Here is a 19,468-nt window from a genome sequence, read left to right as displayed (position 1 = left end):
GCCGGCGCAGCTGGGACGGTCAAGGCGGAGGTGCTCGTCGTCGGCGAACTCAACGTCGACATCGTCGTCTCCGGCGCCGGGGCGGTCCCCACCTTCGGCCAGCACGAGCAGCTCGTCGACGACTGCCGCGTCACCCTTGGTTCGTCGTCGGCGATCTTCGCGTGCGGCGTGCGACGGCTCGGGCACACCACCGCGATGGTCGGCGTGGTCGGCGACGACCTCTTCGGTACGGCGGTCCGCGACGCACTCCGGCAACGGCAGGTTGACACCTCGGCGGTCGTCGTCGACCCGTCGATTCCCACCGGGGTGACCGTGATCCTCAACCCTGGCCATGATCGTGCCCTGCTGACCTTCCCGGGCAGCATCGGCGCGACCCGCCGCGACCACGTGCCCGACGCGCTGCTCCGGGGCGCGCGGCACCTGCATGTCGGCAGTGTCTTCCTCCAGCGCGATCTCCGACCCGGCCTGCCCCGGCTCTTCGACGACGCGCGCGCCGCAGGACTGTCGACGTCGTTCGATCCCAACTGGGATCCGACGGGTCGCTGGAGCGATCTGCTGCCACTGCTCCCCCACGCCGACATCATCTTCGTGAACGAGCAGGAGGCCGCGGCACTCACCGGCGGCCTGGCCGCCGCGCATGCGGCCGTCGCGCTCGGCCGGCAGATGCGTCCGGACTCCACGGTCGTCGTCAAACGCGGCGCGCAGGGCGCTCTAACCGTCCGGGCGGGGCGGGCCGATGACACCTGGTCGGTCCCGGCCCTCGGAGTCGGGGTCGTGGACACGACGGGCGCCGGCGATTCGTTCGACGCCGGATTCATCCACGGCGCGTTGTCCGGACGCTCCCTGCCGGAGTGCCTGGCAGCCGGCGCCGCGTGCGGGTCGCTGTCGGCACGCGCGAGCGGCGGCACCGCCGCCCAACCTGATGAACGCGAGCTCGCCGAAGCGCTCGCCCGGCCGACGACAGAAGTGGCCCTGTGACCGACACCGCTGGCCACGGCCCTGCCACCCATGGCCCTGCCACCCATGGCCCTGCCACCCATGGCGCTGCGACCGATGGCCTCGGCACACTGACGCAGGCCGAGCTGGAAGACCAGCCCGCCGCCTGGAAGACGGCCGCGGCTATGGTCCCGACGATCGCGGGAACCGTGTCCGCGGCGCAGGGTCGGCTCGCCGTCGTGGGGTGCGGCACGTCCTACTACATGGGTGGGGCGTACGCCGAGTTGCGCGAGCGGGCGGGGCTCGGCGAGGCCGACGCCTTCGTCGCCTCGCGCGTACCACCCGGTCGTACGTACGACGTCCTGCTGGCGATCTCGCGCTCCGGCACCACCCGCGACCTCGTTGAGGCGATGACGGCGACCCCACCCGGGACCAGGCGGATCGCCCTCACCGGCACGCCCACGTCTCCGGTCGCGGAGGCCGCCGACGAGGTGGTCGGACTGTCGTTCGCCGACGAGAAGTCCGTCGTCCAGACCCGCTTCGCGACGACCGGGCTCGCGTGGCTGCGTGGGTTTCTCGGCACCGATCTCGGCACGCTGGCCGCCGAGGCCGAGGACGCCCTGCGGGCTCCGCTTCCCGAGGTCGGTGCCTACGACCATCTCGTCTTCCTCGGCAGCGGCTGGGCATCGTGGCTCGCCGCCGAGGCCGCACTGAAGCTGCGCGAGATGACGTGCGCGATGACCGAGAGCTATCTCGACGCGGAGTACGAACACGGACCGGTCAGCGTCGCGTCCCCCGGCACACTGGTCTGGTCGCTCGGCCCGCTCGCCGCGCCGGTGCGTACCTCCATCGAACGCACCGGTGCCCACATCGTCGACTCCGAACGGGATCCGATGGCCGAGCTGGTGCGGGTCCACCGCTACGGCGTCGCCCTCGCCCGGGCGAAGGGAATCGACTGCGACACGCCCCGCTTCCTGCGCCGATCGGTGGACTGACGGAGTACGTCCACTCCGCCCTGCGAGCCTCTCCCCTGGGCCTCCGCGGGCCCAGGAGGGTCAGCGGCGGCTCAGCCCATGGTCCTGGAGCCGTCGATCGATTCGCGGAGGATGTCGGCATGGCCGGCGTGCTGCGCGGTCTCGGCGATGATGTGGATCAGCACCAGCCGCACCGACCACGTGGCCCCCGGTTCGAACCACGGTGCCACCGGCAGCGGGTGTGACTGGTCGAGGTCGGGTAGCGACACCACGAGTTCGTCGGTCCTGCGGGCGACCTCGGCGTACCGGTCCAGAAGGCCGGCCAGCGTCTCTCCCTCGACCATGCGGAACCTGTTTGCCCAGTCCGCTGAGCCGTCCTCCATCGCGTCCGCGCCGCCGACGGCGAACCGCATCCAGTTCTCCTCCGTGTCGGCGACGTGTTTGATCAGGCCGCCGAGGCTGAGCTCGCTGGCCGTCGGTTGCAGCCTGGCCTGATCGTCGGTGAGGTCGCGGACGGTGTAGCGGAGGAAGTGCCGGTGGGTGGCGAGCTTTGCCAGCAGGTCGGAACGCTCCTGGCTCAGCGCCGGCTCCGTGACGCTGGTCGATTCGGTGGTCATGACCCGTCCGTTCTCTCGATGATGGAGACGAACCTAGTCCTTCGTACCGACAACCCGGGTCGACTCGGCCAAGTCGCGAGCCCTTCGCCGGTCGGAGTCAGTGCATGTAGAGGCCGCCGTCGACGTTCAGCGTCTGTCCGGAGATGTATCCGGCCTCATCTGAGAGCAGGAACGCGATCGCGGCGGCAACGTCCTGCGGTACGCCGACGCGGTTGACGACGAGGTCCTTCGCCAGATCTGCCTTCCGCTCGGGCGTGAGCGGGCCACCCATGATGTCGGTGTCGATCGGGCCGGGAGCCACGGCGTTGACGGTGATGCCGTACGAACCGAGCTCGCGGGCCAACGAGCGGGTGAGGCCGATCAGGCCCGCCTTGGCAACGGTGTAGGGCGTCTTGCTGTAGGTTCCGCCACCACGCTGCGCGGAGACCGATGACACGCTGACGATTCTGCCGAAGCGGTTCTTTGCCATGGTCTCGGCCACCCGGCGGGTCACGTAGTGCACACCGTTGAGGTTGATGTTGATCACCCGGTGCCACTCCGCCGAGGTCAGTTCCAGATAGCCCACGGGAGAGCTGACGCCGGCCAGGTTGGCGAGCCCGCCGATCGGTGGCAGGCTCGCCTCCAGGGCGTCGATCGCCGCTCGCACCTGCTCCTCGTCCGACACGTCGGCTGTGACACTGCGGCTGGGCACGTGGTAGGACTCGGCCAGCTCGGCGGCCAGTTCCCTCCCGCGTGCCTCGTCGATGTCCAGGATCCCGACGCCCCAACCTCTGCGGGCCAGGAGGGTTGCCGTGGCTCGCCCGATTCCTCGCGGCGAGGCCGCACCCGTCACGACGACGCTTCGCCCTACCTGCTCGGCCGCCACGTCAACGCCTCCTTCCGTCGATCACTTTTCCGTCGGTCATCATGGTGCGATCATCGTTGTCGCCGGCTCGCCCATCCGGGTGCCTCAGCCGTCGGTCGATTCGTAGTCGGCGCCGGGCTTCCAGTCGCTGAAGACGTAGTCGTCCTCGGACACATTCGCACCGGACGCCTTGGCCTTCTCCATCGCCTGTTCGCGGTCGGCCTCGAAGGCGTCGCTCAGCTTCTTCAGCTCACTACGCAGGTCCTTGATCGATCCACCGAGGTAACCCTGGAGGATGGCGCCCAGATGCGGGGTGATCGGCTTGCGTTCGGCGTCGACCGCGGCAATCTCGGGATTCTTCACGATCGCCTGCGGCATCAGGAAGACGTTGTCCTTGCAGAACGCCACCCTCTCCTTGTACGCGTCGATCGCGTCGGAGCTGGCGACCAGGTCCAGGTTGAGCGGGGGCTGGTCCATCGCCGCGATCATGCCCTGCTGATACTCCTCTGTCATGAACGATTCGATGAACTTGGACGCTGCTTCCGGGTCGCCGCTCTTTGCCGAGACGAACCAGGTGGCGCCCGGTCGGCCCCGGTACGTCCAGACGTTGGTTCCAGACGTGGGCGCGAGGATCTGACCCGCCGCGATCTTGTCCACGAACTCCGGGACGAGCGCCTTGGATCCGCCGGCGCACCAGATGCCGTCGATGAAGATCCCGACCGCTCCGGACGCGAACCGTGTCCGCGCGTCGACCACGCCGAGGTTGTTGGTTCCCGGCAACATGAGCTTGGAGTCGTAGAGCTCCTTGAAGAACTCGATCACGGTGACATAGGTGTCATCGTGGTAGGCGTACTCACCGGTGTCGAACCTCAGCCCCTGATAGCCGGGGAAGCCGGCCACCTGCGCCATGTCGTCGACCTGGTCCCGGAAGCGTCCACCGTCGTCTCCCATCGCCAACGCCATCGGATTGATCCCGGCCGATTTCAGCTTGCCTAGGGCGTCTTTGAACCCCGCGTAGTCGGTCGCAGGAGCGGCCGGGTCGAGTCCCGCCTTGGTGATGTGATCCTTGTTCATCCAGACCAAGGCCGTACTCTGCCGGAAGCTGAACAGCGGGAACCCGTACAGCTTCTCCTCGAGGGTGGTGATCCCCTCGGTCAGGATGTTGTCCGGGATCTTCGCCAGCGTTTCCTCGGACAGGCTCAGTTCGTGTACCCAGTTGCCGCTCACGAGAGCGGCCAACGGCAGACCGATGATGTTGGAATAGACATCCGGCATCTTGTTCGCCTGTTGGGCCAGCTGGAACGCCTGCTGTGCCTTGGACGCGTCGTAGTAGGTGTGCGTGACGGTCGTGCCCAAAGCGGACGACTGCTTCGCCGCCCAGTCGTCGTGCAGCTGCTGGTACGAGCTGAAGTGGTCCCACCACTCCAAGGCTCCGGACTCCTTCTTGCCACCCGACGATCCGCCCGGGCCGCTCGTGCTGTCCGGATTGTTGCATCCGGCCGCGATCCCACTCGCGGCCAGTGCCGAGGCCGCGCCCAGGAAGCCGCGGCGTGTCAGTCCAGTCATGATCGACTCCACTCCTTTGTGTTGACCCAAACGTGTGGGCACAGCCGTATGCGTAGGGAGAGTTAGGACTTCACCGCCCCCGAAATGCCCTCCACGAAGTAGCGCTGCAGGAAGATGAAGACCGCGACGACGGGCACGATCGAGATGACGCCGGCCGCGGCCATCCCGGTCCAGTCCGTTGCGGTCTCCCCGACGAATGCCTGCATGCCCACGCTGACGGTCCGGATGTTCGGCCGGCTGAACGAGAACACCAGCGGTAGGAAGAACGAGTTCCAGGTCGTGATGAAGGTCAGCACGGCGACGGTCGCGGTGACCGGCATGGCGAGCGGAAGCATGACCGAGAAGAACGTCCGTACGAACCCCGCGCCGTCGACGACCGCAGCTTCTTCCAGTTCTCGTGGAATCCGTCTGAAGTATCCCCAGTAGAGCAGGATCGCCGACACGTACGCCGCACCGCTCAGGGCGACGATCATCCCGGTCAGCGAGTCGAGCAGGCCCAGCTGCATGGAGATCTTGACGACCGGGATGATCGTGTAGCCGGTGGGCACGAACAGGGTCGCGATCAGGACGCCCAGGAAGATCTTGGAACCCCTGAACCGATAACGGGCCAGTACGTATCCGCAGGTCGCACATCTGACCGTGACGATCACGACGGTGGCCAGGGTGACGATGACCGTGTTGATCAGATAGCGGCCGAAGTGTGCGTCGTTCCAGGCGCGGACGTAGTTGCTCCAGACGAAGTCGCTCGGAAAGAGGTTGAGCCCTCCGGCGAACATCTCCATGTTGTCCTTGAGTGACGCCGACACCATCCAGACGAACGGGAACACCCACAGCGCCGCCGTACCCACGAGGAACACCGCACCGATCCACCAGGGCACGCGGCGCAGGATCCGCTGCCGTCGCCGAGTGCGCGCGCTGGGGTCCGTGGCCGGTTGAGTGGTCATGGGTTCGATCTCCTCATCCGGCGGGCGGCGAAGACACCCCAGAGCTGGATGGCTCCGACGATGGCGACGAGCAGTCCGAAGAGCACTGCTGCCGCCGATGCGTGTCCCAGCTGCGGGATGGAAGCGGCGAAGGCCCAACGGTAGATGTAGATCTCGATGATCTCGGTGTGGAAGTAGGGCCCGCCAGCGGTCAGCGTGTACATCAGGTCGAAGTTGTGGAAGGTCTCCTCGACGGTGAGCACCGTGATGATGATGAGGAACGGTTTCAGCAGCGGCAGCGTGATATGGAAGAAGAGTTGCCGCGTATTAGCGCCGTCGATCCTGGCTGCCTCGTAGATCTCCTGGGGGATCGTCTGCAGAGCCGCCAGCCAGTAGATCATCGTGACGCCGAAGAACTTCCAGACATAGAGCGCGGCGGCGGTCGGAAGCGCCATGTTCTGGTTGCCGAGGAAGTCGACTCCCTCCACGCCGAGCGCGAGAAGGGCACTGTTGATCGGCCCACTGGCGGGGTCGAGGACGAAGCGCATCACCACGCCGATGATCGCCGTGGTGGTGACCACCGGAATGAAGAACGCCGAACGCAGCAGGCCGACCAGCGGGAGCTTGGGCGAGTTCAGCACGATGGCCAGGAACAGGCTGAGCAACACCCGGGCCGGGACCACCAACAACATGAACAGCAGCGTGATCTTGAACGAGTTCCAGAAGAACGGATCGTCGAACACCGCGCGGTAGTTCTGGAGTCCGACGAACCGCTGGTCCGCATCGAATCCGTTCCACTCCACCAGCGAGTACCAGTAGCTGGCGATGATCGGGTAGATCGTGTAGAGGCCGTAGAGCACCACAGTGGGAAGCAGGAAGATCCAGATCCAGGTCGTCCGCTTCCAGGTGCGGTCGGGGGCCACCATCCGCTCGTCCAGCGTCGAGGCGCGCCGTGCCTTCCTCGACTCGCGCCGGGTGAGCTGTGCAGATCTGGTCGTCATTGGCCCGCCGGCTCCCATCGCTGTTCGCTACCGGATCTGGCTGAGGGAGAAGGTGCGCGGATCGTTCCCCGTCCGATGACCGCACTCCAAGGCCGTGATCGAGGCCATCTCCTCAGGCGTGAGACTGAACCCCGCGACATCGAGGTTGGAGCGGATCCGATCCGGCGTTACCGACTTGGGAATCACGATGTGGCCCTGCTGGAGGTGCCAACGCAGCACGATCTGGGCCGGTGTCACGCCGTGCTCATCCGCGATCGTCGCGATGACAGGCACACCGATGTCATGTCCCTGGCCCAACGGAGAGTAGGCCTCCACCGCGATGGACCGCTGACGACACAGTTGCGTCAGTTCGCTCTGCTGGTACGTGGGGTGCAGTTCGATCTGGTTGACGGCCGGCACGATCTCGGTCTCGTTCCGCAACCGCTCCAGGTGCTCGGGCAGGAAGTTCGACACCCCGATGGCCCGGACCCGGCCCTCCTGGTAGATCCGTTCCAGCGCGCGCCAACTGTCGACGAACTGGTCTGCCGTCGGGTGGGGCCAGTGGATGAGATACAGATCGGCCCAGCTGACGTCGAGGCGGGCGAGGCTGTCGTCGTACGCCTTCAGGGTCGACTCGTAGCCGTGCTCACCGTTGCGCAGCTTCGTGGTGAGGAAGAGTTCTTCCCTGGGAATGCCGCTCGCCCGGACGGCGGCTCCGACGCCGACCTCGTTGTTGTACGCGGCCGCCGTGTCGATGTGCCGGTATCCAGCTTCCAGGGCGCGTTCGACCGCACGTTGGGTCGCGTCCGGTGGGACCTGGAAGACCCCGAAGCCGATCTGGGGAACCTGCACGCCGTTGTTCAACGCGACGGCGGCGGCGTGGCTCATCTCGTGCTCCTTCGATTCCTCCGCGCTCACTGGTCGGTGCCGGAGCGATCAGTCGGTGGGCTCCAAAACCAGCAGCGACGCGGCCGGGAGTGGCAGGGACACCTCGAACGAGAGGCTCCCGGATTCGGCCTCGACCGTGCGAGCGGGCTCGAACTCCTCGAGCCCCTGTCGTGCCTTGATCCCGGCGAGTTCCTCGTCGGTCGGATCCTGCGGCGAGCCAACCGCCTTCCACGCCGTGTGGGAATTGCTGTGGTCGGCGTCGATCCGGTAGTGGAGCACTCGGAAGCTCCGGCCCGGCAGGTTGCGTACCGTGAGACTGGCCGTCGTTTCCTGTTCGCTGGTCTGGTACTGGTCGTCGGTGTGTCGCCACACCAGGACCGCCAGTGCGCCGTTGTCGGCACGGGAGGCCAGGACGTCGACCTCTTCGGGCATGCTGCTGCCGTCGGTGTTCTCCAGCTCACCGATGTTCCAGGCCACGTCGGAGGTCGCGCGGATTCGCTCGTCGCCCAGCAGTGACAGCATCCGGTACGCGTTCAGCAGCGGCTTCTCGATCCCGCCCGCGGTCTGGAACGACCGGGTGCCCTCGAAGAACCGCTCGCCTTCGAAGTAGAAGCTCCATGAGGTCGCCCGCTCGACCTGGACGATCTCGTTCACGTTCAGGTCGAGGATCTTCTTCATCACCTTGACCTGGAACACGGGGTAGTACTCGGTGTTCTGGAACTCGTAGTTGCGGTTGTCGTAGCGACCGAAGTGGGCCGGCACCGCGGCATCGAACTCGTCCACGATCGCAGGGAGATCCCGATACTGCTCGTACTCGGCGATCGCGCGGTTGAACTCCCGGAGGTCGTACAGCATCTTCGTCGACGAAGGGCTCAGCTGCTCGGCGGGCGGGCTGCTTGCCGGGCGGTAGTCCCGGGTCGGGAAGTGGCAGCCCTTGGTGTGGTAGGAGATGAAGTCCAGGGGCTCGTTCCGACTCGAGGTGTAGTCCAGGAATCCCTTGAGGAACTCCAGGCCGCCGCTGGTGACCGTCGGGCCGCCGACCTTGGCGTTCGGGATCACGCTGCGAACGGCCCGCGCGGTGACGGTGTACAGCTCGTTGAACTGTTCCAGGGTGCCCCGCCAGTAGTTGATGTCGGGCTCGTTCCACAGCTCCCACAACCAGGCGGTGACCTCTTCCTCGCCGTAGCGCTCGAGGCAGTGCTGCGCGTGCGCCGCGATCAGGCCGCCCCACTTGTCGTAGTCCTTGGGCGGGTACCCCCAGGTGCCGGCCTCGTAGGAGGTGTAGACGGTCGGGCTGGGCACGACCTTCAGCTCCTCCGCCTCCGGCGGCACCAGGTCGCGCGGGGTGAAGGCGAGCTCGACGATCACGTGGTGACCGGCGCCGACGATCGCGTCGTAGGCCTGGTCGACGATGGTGAAGTCGTAGTACGGGTTGCCGTCGGCGTCCTCGTGGTAGACGTTGCCGTTGCCCCAGTGCGGGATGCCGAAGCCGCTTCCGGAGCAGAAGACGTAGTGCGGCCGGACGTGGTAGCTGGCGCCGGAGAAGTCGGCGAACTTCTGGAGCAGGCGCTTGCCGGTCGGGGTGTAGGTCCAGTTGATCTCGTCGTAGCCGAAGCTCTCCCAGACCCGCGTGAGAGGTCCAAGCCCCGCGGCGGCATCCACGTCGACGCTCGCCCGCGCCACGTGCGGCGCATCGGGATTGCTGGGAGCCGCGGGCGGGAACGGCCCGAGCCTTCGTCGGCTGACGTGTACGGCGGACGTATCAGTGCTCATGGCTCTGGATCTGCCTCTGCTTCTTGTAGGGAGGCACTTCCTCGTCGCGGCGACAACCTCCCGCAGACGAGGGGAGATGACCCCGGTCGACCCCCGACGGCGCTGCTGGGCCATGAGTGTCTCGCGGTAGCCTGGAAACTGTCAATCGAAAATCGTTTACAATGTACAACTCAGACGGCTCCACTAGAGTCGTTCTGTTGGAGGTCGGAACGTGTGTCTCGAGGAGGGGCCCCTGTGATCCCCGAGAGCATCGACTCGCCACTGCCGTCGCAGCCCGCTCTTGGCGATCTCGCCACCGACGTGCTCCGCGAGATGATCACCGCGGGGACGTTCCAGCCCGGCCAGCACCTCAAGGAGTCCGTGCTGGCCGACGCACTGAAGGTGAGCCGCGGCCCGATCCGGCAGGCCCTCGCGCGCCTCGAAGTAGAGGGGCACGTCGAGCTGCGTCGTCACCGGGGAGCGTTCGTCAGCACCCTGACCAGGGCGGACGTCGAGGAGGTTCACACCCTCCGCGGCGCCATCGAACGGCTCGCCGCCAGCCGGGCATGCACCCGGATGCAGGGTAAGGGGTTCGGGGAGATGGATGCCGTCCTCGAGCAGATGAAGGGCGTGGACACGACGATCGATCCCGAGGACGCGGTCCTGCTCGACCTGCAGTTCCACGACATCATCTACGCCTACTGCGACCACAGCCGGGTGCGGCGGGTCTGGGCCTCCATCCGCGGTCAGGTCACGGTGTTCCTCCGCGCCCGCAACGCCAGCTTCCCGGACTTCCACGAGGTCGGTTACATCGAGCACCTGGAACTGCGCGACGCGCTCGCGCTGGGCGATCCGCAGGCTGCCCAGGACGGCATCGACAAGCACATCAGCGGGGCGTACGAACGCCTGAAGCGACTCAACCTGCCCGACAGGTGAGCTCGTATTTCGGCGCGTGCCCTGCCCCCGTGCGCGGCAGCTTCCTCACGGCGTCGACCTTGCGCGACGTGCGTGCCCTGCGCTCGGACCCCACCGATCACGCCCGACGTTTCCGGATCAGACCCCACGGCTTGTAGACAGCGAGCAGCAGGGCGACCATCAACGCGGTCGGCGACACGATCGGCGGGTAGAGCATGTCCGTTGCCGGACTGCCGGCTCCGCTGCCCTCGGCGAGCTGCCGGCCGTACTCCGCCACATCGGCGACGCCGCCGCGTAGCGACAGCAGGACCAGTGCGGTCAGGACGATGTTCAGCACCAGCTTGATCGCCACCCACCAGTACGTCACGAGGCCGTACTTCGTACCGAGGCCGAGGACGACGCCGCTCACCAGGCAGATCAGGCCCGTGGTCAGGAGTGGCCACACGGTGGTCAGTTCGAGTGCCTGGAACGCGATGGCCGCGGTGTCCCTGTCGTCGGTCAGGAACCCGGTGAACACCAGCACGGCCATCACCACGTCGATGCCGATCCACGCGCCGGCGGAGGCGATGTGGATCAGCAGGAATGCCTTGCGCGTACGTGCGCCCAGCCGGCGTGGACGCGCCCGGTGGCCGGTCGGCGTCGCCGTCGTCGCCGCCGTCGCTTGGCGAATGCGTCGGCCTTCCCGGGCGCTGGTGTCTGGTTCCATGTGACCATCGTCCGCGGAGCAGCCGGGCTCGCCGTCCGTTCGGACGCGGATCCGTTCGTACGCAGATCTACGTACGCCTTCGGTTCCCTACGGCACGTGCAGCTTCGTCCGCGGCAAACTCGACGCCAATCCTGCGTGAGGGGCGCCCTCCGCCACCGGGGCTCCGCATGAGGGGCGCCCTCCTCCAACACGGACTCTCATGCCACGCGATCACCCCCCAGCACCACGCCCGGGATGGTTCGGTCTCAGAGGCGCGGGAGGACGTGGGCGAAGAATGCGTGGTCACCGTCAAACGTCGGTTCCAGCCGGAAGTACTCGTTCGCGGTGACCCAGCGGGCTTCCCCGACCTCGCCGGCATCCAGACTCATCTCGTCCGACGAGGCGATCTCGGCGGTCCACCAGTGCAGGACGTACTGTCCATCGTCGGTGTCACATTCCCACACCTTCGCGACTGGGACGACTCGTAGCCCGATCTCTTCGTCCACCTCACGGACGAGTGCGTCCTCCTGGCTCTCGCCGGGTTCGATCCGACCGCTGAGCAGCGCCCAGTATCCGGGCATCGACGCCTCCGGACCACGTCGGATCACGAGGACGCGATCCTCTCGCCGCAACACCGCGACAACGGCGTCCGGTTTGACTCGAGCCCCCACCACGGAATCGAGCGTATCGACACGCACCGGCCCTACGACCGGAGGGCAGGGGACCAGGCGATGTCGTGGCGGACGTCGCTTCCATCCTGCCGGTCTGAAGTCTCCGGTAACCGCCCGTGCGAGTCGCCGATGTCGAGACCCGAAACGAGCACTAAGTGGACGGACTGTCCACTTACACGTATCCTTCGAGGGATGAACGCTGTCTTCCTCGCGTCCGCCTTCGTGGTGGGCGGACTCCTCGCCGTGCAGGCGTCGGTCAATCTCCAACTGAACAAGGCGGTCGGCACTCCCTACGGCGCCGCCACGCTCCAACTCGCCATCGCAGCGACCCTGTTGGCCGTGGTGACGGCAGTCGTCGGCGACCTGGGAGCGATTGCACACATCGCCACAGTGACGCCCTGGAAGTTGCTGGGCGGAATTGCGAGCCCGATCTACATCACGAGTGCGATCCTGCTGTTTCCCCGCCTTGGTGCGCTCGCGTCCGTGGGCCTCTTCGTCACCGGGCAGGTGTTCGCCTCGCTCGCCCTTGACCTCGGCGGCCTCCTCGGAGTCCCCCGGAGTCCGTTGTCCCCCGGAGTCCTGCTGGGTGCCGCGGCGGTACTGGCGGGAATCACTGTCGTCATCCGCAGCCAGGCGATCGCCACTGGCGCGTCCGCACTGCCGAAGCGTGGTTCCCGTGCCGGGTGGACCGCCCTGGGCCTCGTTGCGGGCGCCGTCCTGCCCGTGCAGGGTGCCGTCAACGCCCTGCTCCGTACGGACCTTCGCAAGCCGCTCGCCGTCGGGACCGTGAGCTTCCTCGTGGCCACACTGGCGATCGCGATCGTCCTCGCCGTCCTGCTGGCCACCGGTCGGACGCCGCGCCCACAGATCCGACCGCTCGTCACCATGCCGTGGTGGGGATGGCTGGGTGGCGCCGCGGCCGCGACGTACGTCACCGCGACGTTCCTGCTGATCCCGACCATCGGCGCCGCCACCACGGTCGCCCTCACGGTCACCGCCCAGCAGGTGGCGTCCGCCTTCGCAGACCACTACGGATGGTTCCGACTGCCACGCCGGCCGTCCACCCACGCCCGCCTCACGGGCCTCGCCACCCTTGTCGCGGGCTCGGCGCTCGTGCAGTTCCTCTGACCTGACGTCTAGTAGACAGTGAAGCTATCCGATACCTACACTATCCATATGCGGATGGCTGAGCTGAGCCGGATGACCGGCGTACCTGTTCCGACGATCAAGTACTACCTCCGGGAGAGGTTGCTGCCCGCGGGCGAGCTGTCCCCGCCCAACCAGGCGCAGTACGACGAGACGCACGTCCGCCGACTCGCCCTGATCCGATCCCTGATCGACGTCGGCGGGCTGTCCGTCGCGGACGTCCGCAACGTGCTCAACGTGATCGACGCTCCGGGCACGTCCATGCACGACGCCCTCGGCGCCACGATGTATGCCCTCACCCCGGCGCGGTCCGGCGACGATTCGGGCGAGGACCACGCGCAGGCGGAAGCGGCGATCAACGCGCTGATCGCACGGCGCGGCTGGCAGTTGAGCCTCAGAAGTCCGAGCCGATCCGTCGCGGCGGAGGTCCTCGCCCGGTTGGCGGGCCTGGGCCAACACGAGGTCGTCCGAGGCCTCGACTCCTACGCCGCGGCCGCCGAACTGATCGCCGAAGCCGACCTGGCCGTGGTCGCCGCCGTCGAGGGTCGTGACGCGCGCGCCGAGACCGCACTCGTCGGCACCGTTCTCGGCGACGTCCTCATCGCCGCCCTCCGGCGACTCGCGCAGGAACACATGTCCGCCAAGCAGTTTCCACCATCGTCCGACTGATCCGGTCGACGTCTCTGAGGGGGAACCATGACAGTCACCTCGTCCGCGCACGGAGGTTCCACAACCGGCAACTCCCTGGCGCAGGCGTTTCGATGGCACAAGCCGTTGATGACGGTGGCCGCCGCCATGGTCGTCCTGGCCGTCGTCGGAGCCGTCGGCATCGTCGCCGACGGCCGTGTCGTCACCGGCCTTCCCATCTGGGCCAAGCCGACGAAGTTCGCCCTGTCGATTCTCCTCTACTCCGTGACATGGGCTTGGCTCATCGCCCAGCTCAGCCGGGCCCGTCGTACGGCCTGGTGGATGGGCACCGTGTCGGCGGTCTTCCTCGGCGTCGAGATGCTGATCATCGTCGGCCAGGTGCTACGCGGAACGACCAGCCACTTCAACCAGGCCACAACGTTCGACACCATGCTCTGGAGGGCCATGGGCGGCTCGATCGCGTTGGTCTGGGTCGCCACCCTGATCGTCTGCGTGACTCTCTTCCTCAACCCGGGTCCGGACAGGGCGCGGAACCTCGCGGTGCGCGCGGGCGCCATCCTCGCGGTCGTCGGCATGGCACTCGGCTTCCTGATGGTGATACCCACCTCCGATCAGATCGCGGAGGGCGAAACCATCTCCGGTGCGCACACGGTCGGCCTCACCGACGGTGGACCCGGGCTGCCCCTCCTCGGGTGGAGCACAGTCGGCGGTGACCTGCGGATCCCGCACTTCGTCGGGATGCACGCCCTGCAACTGATCCCCCTCGCGGCGATCGCCCTCGAACTCCTCGCGCGCTCATGGCCGTTACTACGCCGTCGGCGAGTCGCCGTCCGACTGGTCGCCGTGGCGGTGGCCGGCTACGCCGCCGTACTGGCCCTCCTCACCTGGCAGGCACTTCGCGGGCAGTCGATCGTGCATCCTGACGGGCTCACCCTCCTCACCATGGCCGGCATCCTCGTCGGCATGGGCGTGGGCGCGATCGCCGCCCTCCGGACGGCAGCGGAGCACCGAGAGCCACCGCTCCCCGAGGACGACCGTTCCGCCGACCTGCTGGCATCCTGACGGCGCCGTCATCGGCGTGCGGCGAGCCGTCCTCGGTAGCGCGCGTTCGGCGGTTCCAGGATGGCCCGCTGCCGCTCGGTGAGATCCGGATAGTCGTCGGCGTCGTAGTAACTGGCCGACCACGACACCGCCGCCGGGCTGTACTTGAAGAACGCCGTACGCCGCTCGTCGGCCCCGCGCCACGGAAGCGTGCCGTGCACGAGGGCCTCGGTGAAGATGATCGCAGTTCCGGCCGGACCGGTGATCCGGCGTACGCACGGATGCGGCTCGGACAGCTGCTTCCACCCCGCCGGGAACGGAAAGGAACTCCTGTGGCTCCCCGGTACGCAGGCGAACCCGCCGTCGTCGGGCCCGACGTCCTTGAGGTTGAACCCGATCGCGACCAGGCCGCTGCGGATCTCGCCCGCTGTCACCGTGTAGTACTCCGACGCGCGGAACGGCACAGCGCCGCCATGTAGCACCGTGCCGATCGGCCCGTCTCCAGAGCGGATCACGTCGGCGTAGGTGTGATCGAGCCGGAAGTCGGGCCCGAGGACTCCGGCAAGGACCCCGGTCACGGACGGTAGGTCGATCAGTTCGCGAAACGCCGCGTCCCGCTCCAGGAGCCGCCCGAACCGGTGCGTACGCATCCCCGGCTCGGCCTCCTGCTCGATCGCCTCGTCCATCGCCCCGTTGAGGCGGGCGAGCAACGCGGCGGGAATGGCGTCGGGGATCGTCAGGTAGCCCTGCAGGTCGAACAGGTAGCGGTCCTCGTCGTTCACGTGGTGCCTTCCGTCTCAGGCGATTCGGGCGTACGGACTTCCGACGATTCTGTCCACAGCGGCGAAAGTTTCGTCAACCACGGTGGCCGGATCTTCCCGGCCAGATCTACCGGCTCATGCCCGTCGGGATACGTCACCTGGCGTAGGCGCTACTCCGCCCGGGCGCGGCTGCGGAGATCGCCGGATGCGCCTGCCGGCCTAGCGCCAATGCCGTCACGCGAAGGATTCGGCACCCCCCTGATCCACGCCAGGCTTGACGTACTCGCCGTAGGAAAAGGAAACGGAGCAAGGGAATGTCACAGCTATCTCTCACCTCGCGGTCCGGGCGACCGGGCATCCCCGCCGGGGTCCAGGCTGCTGCATCACGGGTGGCCGACTGGCTGAACGCACACAGCATCACCGTCCTGCGGGTCAGTCTCGGGCTGGTCTTCTGCCTCTTCGGCGCATTGAAGTTCGTACCCGGTCTGAGCCCCGCCGAGGACCTCGCGACCGCCACGATCGACCGGCTGACCTTCGGCATCGTGTCCGGCGGGGCCGCGCTCATGCTCACGGCAGTCACCGAGACCTTCATCGGTCTCACCATGGTGACCGGGCGGTTCCTTCGGTCGGGACTGCTGGTCCTGGGAGGGGCACTGGTCGGGATCATGTCGCCGCTGGTGATCTTCGCGGGCGAACTGTTCGGGAAGGGCCCGACCCTGGAGGCGCAGTACGTCATCAAGGACATCGTGCTCGCAGCCGCCGGTCTGGCGGTCGCCGGCAGGGTTCTCTCGAAGAGCCTCGATCGGGAAGGGCGTGCACACGGGTGAGTCCGGGTCCCGCCGCGAACAGCGTGGGGTGGTGGTTCCTCGCGAACCACCACCCCGATGGTGTGCATACACGGTGTCAGCGGTGTCAGCGGTGTCAGTCGTGTCAGTCATGTCGGGGCACGTCGGCGGCACGTCCTGCGTACCCTGTCGGAGGAGGGCCCGTCGCCGCGAACCGCTGCACTAGCGGGCTGGGTCAGCCGCGGTGTGGGCGACGATGTCTTCGTACACCCCGACCTTGAAGTTGATCAGGTCCAGGCACCTGCCGAGCTCGGCGAGCTGGGCGGTCACCCTGGTCTGGTGCAGGCGCAGCAGTTCGAGCCGTTCGTCTTCGTTGCCTTCGCCCTGCCTGACCAGCTCGGTGTACTGGCGGAGCGCGGGCAGCGGCATTCCGGACGCCCGGAGAATGATGCAGAGGGTCAGCCACTCCACATCGTCCTCGCTGTAGACCCGGCGCCCACCCGGTCCACGTCGAACGGGACTGAACATGATGCCTTCGCGTTCGTAGAACCGCAGCGCATGAACGCTCAGTCCGGTGCGTTCCGCGACCTGCCCGATGCTGAGGTTCGGGGTGACCTCGGTCATGGCTCCATGGGGTTTGTCGGACTTGATCTAGAGTCGACTCTAGATCCTACGATGCGGCGCATACCCCGGCCCTAGGGAGCATTGACCATGCGTTACCGCGTCCTCGGCGGCACCGGCATCGAGGTGAGCGCCCACTGTCTCGGCACCATGATGTTCGGTGCCGTCGGCAACCCCGACCACGACGACTGCGTCCGCATCAGCCACGCCGGTCTCGATCAGGGAATCAACTTCGTCGACACCGCCGACATGTACTCCGCCGGCGAGTCCGAACACATTGTGGGCAAGGCACTCAAAGGACGCCGTGACCATGTGGTCCTCGCCACCAAGGGCCACTTCCCGATGGGCGAGGGACCAAACCGCAGCGGCAACTCGCGGCGCTGGATTCTCACCGCCGTCGAAGAGAGCCTCCGACGACTCGACACCGACTGGATCGACCTTTACCAGATCCACCGTCCCGACGCTTCGACCGACATCGAAGAGACCCTCTGGGTGCTCAGCGACCTGGTCCAGCAGGGGAAGATCCGTGCCTTCGGTTGCTCGACCTTTCCTGGCGAGGAGATCGTCGAGGCGCATCACGTCGCCGAACGCCGTGGTCTGATGAGGTTCCGAACCGAACAACCGCCCTACTCCATCCTCGCCCGCGGGATCGAGTCGTCCATCCTTCCGGTCTGCCAGCGCTACCGGATGGGCGTGCTTACCTGGAGCCCACTCGCCTTCGGCTTCCTCACCGGCAAGTACCGCAGGAACCAGCCCATCGACCTTTCCACCGGCAGGCCGACGATCAGACCAGAACGCTTCGACCCCGCCATCGCCGAGAACGTCACCAAACTCGATGCCGTAGAAGCCCTCGTCGATCTCGCGGACGCCATCGGCTGCTCACTGCCGGAACTCGCCGTCGCCTTCACCCTCGCCCACCCCGGCGTCACCTCCACGATCATCGGACCGCGAACCATGCAACAGTTCGAGGGCATCACGAAAGGCGCCGGTCTCACCCTCGACGACGCCACGCTCGACCGCATCGACGAGATCGTGCCACCGGGAACCAATCTCTACGACCCGAACTCGGCATTCCCTCCTCCTGCGCTCACCGACACCGCCCGACGCCGACGTCCCCTCCGCGACCGCGCCGCCGCCGGCTGACCTGGCGCGACCTAGTCGTCGGCACCATCGGGCCGGACCTGGAAGATGGCCGACCGGATCTCCCGGTTGGTCTCGTCCAAGTCCGCGATGGTCGTCGTGATCCTCTGTCTGACCTGGGCCTGCGCACAGAGTCCCCGGGCGGACTCCAACGACAGACCCGCTGCGAAAAGGCGTTGGATCACAGCGTCGTTGAGCTCGAGGGCGATGCGGTTGCGTTCCTTGAGCAGGATCAGATGCTCACGGTCGCCTTGCGCGCGGACCCGCTGCAGTGCGATGGCAGCCAGATCGGCGAACGTCTGCACCTGGCCGGCTTCGTTCGCGGCTGCTTGTTCATGGGGTGAACCGCGCCTCCAGGCCGCGAAGAGGACGCCGAAGACCTCATCGTCCACGACAAGTGGCACAAGCATGCCGAGCCCGATGGTCGAGAGCGCCTCCGCCCATTCCGCGGGTGGCTGATAACCCGTCTGATGGGTCCAGTCCGTACTGACGAGGCGTTGTCTCGATTCGACCACCCTACCTACCAGATCTTCGCGAGGAACTCGTCGATCGGGAGAGGTGGCGACATCGAGTCCCTCGAAGACCACCACGAACGCCTGGCCTGCGTCGGTGGGATCGAGCAGGGTGATTCCTACGAAGTCCGCGCCCGAAAGTCCTCGCAACTGCTGGGCGACCACTCGCATGGCGTCGTCCCGGTCCACCTTGCTCAGCAACAGTCGGGCCATCTCCGAAGTGCCCTCGATCCACCGCTCATGGCGGACACGTGTGCTCTGTGCTCGCGCCTTGCCGAGGAGCAGCGCCGCCTGGTCGGCAACCATCTGCAGGAGCGGGATCTCACCGGCGCCGGGATCCGCCCCTGCCGAGGACTCTTGCCAACCGGCAACCAGGGTGCCGTAAACCTCGTCAGGACCCCGAAGCGGGACGCACACGGCACGCCCGAGGGTCGACAACGCCGCACTCCAGTCGGCCGGGATCGACACCGGCCAGTCGTCGCGGGCGACTGCCTCGACAAACCTCGGATCACCCGTATCGAGCACCGCGGCCGTGATCCCCTCGCGCGCCAGCCGCGCTCCGGAGTAGTGATCCAGACCGAGGCCGGAGACGGCCTCGCACACCACGCTCGCCGGATCGGACGGATCGACCACCTCGATTGCGGTGTAAGCGGCGCCAGAGAGCGCGCGAACCCGTTCGGCCACGAGCCTCATCGCCGCCGGTTGGTCGATGTCATGGCGCAGCAACCGAGTGATCTCGAGCGCGCTCTCGAACCAGTGACGATACCGGCGCTCCTGTTCGAGCAGGCCGTTTGTGTGACTGGTTTGGTGTGAAGGCATTCCGGTAAAAGCCGCTCTTGTCGTTCTATGGAAAGACTTCGCGGACCTAGGACAAAGCCGAGACTTCGTTCGCAAGCGCGGGCCTCGGCATACACATTAGTGCTGCTGCCGCTCGCCCGATACATCGCGGAGACCCTGACCAGGCAAGCCGACATTCGGTGACTCTCGGCATCGCGTCTCAGGACGTCTGTCGATTGCGCTGGGAACTGTCGGTGCAACGGTGGGAGGCAAAGGCCGCCGACGT

General features: G+C 66.9%; 20 protein-coding genes. 8 read left to right on the top strand and 12 right to left on the bottom strand.

Translation table 11 applies throughout. The annotated features are described in order from the left end of the window. The first annotated feature begins 30 nt into the window (after positions 1–30). On the top strand, positions 31–978 hold the full coding sequence (locus ABN034_RS04575; RefSeq protein WP_349689713.1) for a carbohydrate kinase family protein: 948 nt from the start codon (positions 31–33) through the stop codon (positions 976–978). Next, on the top strand, positions 975–1,931 hold the full coding sequence (locus tag ABN034_RS04570; protein ID WP_349689712.1) for an SIS domain-containing protein: 957 nt from the start codon (positions 975–977) through the stop codon (positions 1,929–1,931). The genes ABN034_RS04575 and ABN034_RS04570 overlap by 4 nt, the downstream gene beginning before the upstream one ends. A gap of 71 nt (positions 1,932–2,002) precedes the next feature. On the opposite strand, the gene ABN034_RS04565 is transcribed toward ABN034_RS04570, so the two are convergent. The 7 genes from ABN034_RS04565 to ABN034_RS04535 form a co-directional block, all read right to left on the bottom strand. Continuing rightward, on the bottom strand, positions 2,003–2,527 hold the full coding sequence (locus ABN034_RS04565; protein WP_349689711.1) for a DinB family protein: 525 nt from the start codon (positions 2,525–2,527) through the stop codon (positions 2,003–2,005). Positions 2,528–2,624: 97 nt separating this feature from the next. Beyond that, positions 2,625–3,392: an SDR family NAD(P)-dependent oxidoreductase gene (locus ABN034_RS04560; protein ID WP_349689710.1), complete on the bottom strand. Its 768-nt coding sequence runs from the start codon at positions 3,390–3,392 to the stop codon at positions 2,625–2,627. Between the two features lie 84 nt (positions 3,393–3,476). Continuing rightward, positions 3,477–4,937, bottom strand: coding sequence for an ABC transporter substrate-binding protein (locus ABN034_RS04555; protein WP_349689709.1), 1,461 nt, complete (start codon positions 4,935–4,937; stop codon positions 3,477–3,479). Between the two features lie 62 nt (positions 4,938–4,999). Then, a complete protein-coding gene (locus tag ABN034_RS04550; protein ID WP_349689708.1) occupies positions 5,000–5,881 on the bottom strand; it encodes a carbohydrate ABC transporter permease in 882 nt (293 codons plus the stop codon). Next, on the bottom strand, positions 5,878–6,861 hold the full coding sequence (locus ABN034_RS04545) for a carbohydrate ABC transporter permease (RefSeq protein ID WP_349689707.1): 984 nt from the start codon (positions 6,859–6,861) through the stop codon (positions 5,878–5,880). The genes ABN034_RS04550 and ABN034_RS04545 overlap by 4 nt, the downstream gene beginning before the upstream one ends. Positions 6,862–6,888: 27 nt before the next feature. Continuing rightward, the gene (locus ABN034_RS04540) at positions 6,889–7,728 is read right to left on the bottom strand and encodes an aldo/keto reductase (RefSeq protein ID WP_349689706.1); all 840 of its coding nucleotides are present in this window, start codon (positions 7,726–7,728) and stop codon (positions 6,889–6,891) included. Between the two features lie 48 nt (positions 7,729–7,776). After that, positions 7,777–9,501 (bottom strand): GH39 family glycosyl hydrolase, encoded by a 1,725-nt coding sequence (locus ABN034_RS04535; protein WP_349689705.1) that lies wholly within the window; start codon positions 9,499–9,501, stop codon positions 7,777–7,779. 234 nt (positions 9,502–9,735) lie between these two features. Between ABN034_RS04535 and ABN034_RS04530 the strand changes: the two genes are divergently transcribed. Continuing rightward, the gene (locus tag ABN034_RS04530; protein WP_349689704.1) at positions 9,736–10,416 is read left to right on the top strand and encodes a GntR family transcriptional regulator; all 681 of its coding nucleotides are present in this window, start codon (positions 9,736–9,738) and stop codon (positions 10,414–10,416) included. A gap of 97 nt (positions 10,417–10,513) precedes the next feature. Here the strand turns inward: ABN034_RS04530 and ABN034_RS04525 are convergent, their stop codons facing one another. Together ABN034_RS04525 and ABN034_RS04520 are read right to left on the bottom strand one after the other, a co-directional pair. After that, a complete protein-coding gene (locus tag ABN034_RS04525) occupies positions 10,514–11,101 on the bottom strand; it encodes a hypothetical protein (RefSeq protein ID WP_349689703.1) in 588 nt (195 codons plus the stop codon). 245 nt (positions 11,102–11,346) lie between these two features. Then, entirely contained in the window at positions 11,347–11,754 is a 408-nt protein-coding gene (locus ABN034_RS04520) for an NUDIX domain-containing protein (protein ID WP_349689702.1), read from the bottom strand. 189 nt (positions 11,755–11,943) lie between these two features. Here ABN034_RS04520 and ABN034_RS04515 point away from each other — a divergent pair, with 189 nt between their 5' ends. Genes ABN034_RS04515 through ABN034_RS04505 form a run of 3 tightly spaced genes read left to right on the top strand, consistent with a single transcriptional unit; the run spans position 11,944 to position 14,607 of the window. Then, positions 11,944–12,879 (top strand): DMT family transporter, encoded by a 936-nt coding sequence (locus ABN034_RS04515; protein WP_349689701.1) that lies wholly within the window; start codon positions 11,944–11,946, stop codon positions 12,877–12,879. Positions 12,880–12,927: 48 nt separating this feature from the next. Next, positions 12,928–13,566: a MerR family transcriptional regulator gene (locus tag ABN034_RS04510; RefSeq protein ID WP_349689700.1), complete on the top strand. Its 639-nt coding sequence runs from the start codon at positions 12,928–12,930 to the stop codon at positions 13,564–13,566. 27 nt (positions 13,567–13,593) lie between these two features. Then, positions 13,594–14,607: a hypothetical protein gene (locus tag ABN034_RS04505; RefSeq protein WP_349689699.1), complete on the top strand. Its 1,014-nt coding sequence runs from the start codon at positions 13,594–13,596 to the stop codon at positions 14,605–14,607. 8 nt (positions 14,608–14,615) lie between these two features. On the opposite strand, the gene ABN034_RS04500 is transcribed toward ABN034_RS04505, so the two are convergent. Next, positions 14,616–15,368, bottom strand: a complete 753-nt coding sequence (locus ABN034_RS04500) for a phytanoyl-CoA dioxygenase family protein (protein ID WP_349689698.1) — start codon at positions 15,366–15,368, stop codon at positions 14,616–14,618. Between the two features lie 293 nt (positions 15,369–15,661). Between ABN034_RS04500 and ABN034_RS04495 the strand changes: the two genes are divergently transcribed. Continuing rightward, positions 15,662–16,174, top strand: a complete 513-nt coding sequence (locus tag ABN034_RS04495; RefSeq protein WP_349689697.1) for a DoxX family protein — start codon at positions 15,662–15,664, stop codon at positions 16,172–16,174. Between the two features lie 180 nt (positions 16,175–16,354). Here ABN034_RS04495 and ABN034_RS04490 read toward each other — a convergent pair whose 3' ends face one another. Continuing rightward, positions 16,355–16,756 carry a MerR family transcriptional regulator gene (locus tag ABN034_RS04490; RefSeq protein WP_349689696.1) on the bottom strand — a complete coding sequence of 134 codons (402 nt, stop codon included), beginning with the start codon at positions 16,754–16,756 and terminating at the stop codon, positions 16,355–16,357. Between the two features lie 87 nt (positions 16,757–16,843). On the opposite strand from ABN034_RS04490, the gene ABN034_RS04485 reads away from it, so the two are divergent. Then, a complete protein-coding gene (locus ABN034_RS04485) occupies positions 16,844–17,896 on the top strand; it encodes an aldo/keto reductase (protein ID WP_349689695.1) in 1,053 nt (350 codons plus the stop codon). An 11-nt stretch (positions 17,897–17,907) separates the two neighbouring features. On the opposite strand, the gene ABN034_RS04480 is transcribed toward ABN034_RS04485, so the two are convergent. Continuing rightward, positions 17,908–19,098 carry a GAF domain-containing protein gene (locus tag ABN034_RS04480; RefSeq protein ID WP_349690050.1) on the bottom strand — a complete coding sequence of 397 codons (1,191 nt, stop codon included), beginning with the start codon at positions 19,096–19,098 and terminating at the stop codon, positions 17,908–17,910. Positions 19,099–19,468: the final 370 nt, after the last annotated feature.

Origin of the sequence: Actinopolymorpha sp. B11F2 (assembly GCF_040195635.1) — a bacterium.
Classification (GTDB): domain Bacteria; phylum Actinomycetota; class Actinomycetes; order Propionibacteriales; family Actinopolymorphaceae; genus Thermasporomyces.
The sequence above is the reverse complement of the archived record's forward strand: the minus strand, read 5'-3'. Positions and strand labels throughout refer to the sequence as shown.

Bases quoted from the DNA above. Each gene is read 5' to 3' on its own strand.
- ABN034_RS04540 (WP_349689706.1), bottom strand. From the start codon at position 7,728: ATGAGCCACGCCGCCGCCGTCGCGTTGAACAACGGCGTGCAGGTTCCC.
- ABN034_RS04495 (WP_349689697.1), top strand. From the start codon at position 15,662: ATGTCACAGCTATCTCTCACCTCGCGGTCCGGGCGACCGGGCATCCCC.
- ABN034_RS04525 (WP_349689703.1), bottom strand. From the start codon at position 11,101: ATGGAACCAGACACCAGCGCCCGGGAAGGCCGACGCATTCGCCAAGCG.
- ABN034_RS04490 (WP_349689696.1), bottom strand. From the start codon at position 16,756: ATGACCGAGGTCACCCCGAACCTCAGCATCGGGCAGGTCGCGGAACGC.
- ABN034_RS04555 (WP_349689709.1), bottom strand. From the start codon at position 4,937: ATGACTGGACTGACACGCCGCGGCTTCCTGGGCGCGGCCTCGGCACTG.
- ABN034_RS04480 (WP_349690050.1), bottom strand. From the start codon at position 19,098: ATGAGGCTCGTGGCCGAACGGGTTCGCGCGCTCTCTGGCGCCGCTTAC.
- ABN034_RS04485 (WP_349689695.1), top strand. From the start codon at position 16,844: ATGCGTTACCGCGTCCTCGGCGGCACCGGCATCGAGGTGAGCGCCCAC.
- ABN034_RS04550 (WP_349689708.1), bottom strand. From the start codon at position 5,881: ATGACCACTCAACCGGCCACGGACCCCAGCGCGCGCACTCGGCGACGG.
- ABN034_RS04505 (WP_349689699.1), top strand. From the start codon at position 13,594: ATGACAGTCACCTCGTCCGCGCACGGAGGTTCCACAACCGGCAACTCC.
- ABN034_RS04545 (WP_349689707.1), bottom strand. From the start codon at position 6,861: ATGACGACCAGATCTGCACAGCTCACCCGGCGCGAGTCGAGGAAGGCA.
- ABN034_RS04535 (WP_349689705.1), bottom strand. From the start codon at position 9,501: ATGAGCACTGATACGTCCGCCGTACACGTCAGCCGACGAAGGCTCGGG.
- ABN034_RS04565 (WP_349689711.1), bottom strand. From the start codon at position 2,527: ATGACCACCGAATCGACCAGCGTCACGGAGCCGGCGCTGAGCCAGGAG.
- ABN034_RS04510 (WP_349689700.1), top strand. From the start codon at position 12,928: ATGCGGATGGCTGAGCTGAGCCGGATGACCGGCGTACCTGTTCCGACG.
- ABN034_RS04515 (WP_349689701.1), top strand. From the start codon at position 11,944: ATGAACGCTGTCTTCCTCGCGTCCGCCTTCGTGGTGGGCGGACTCCTC.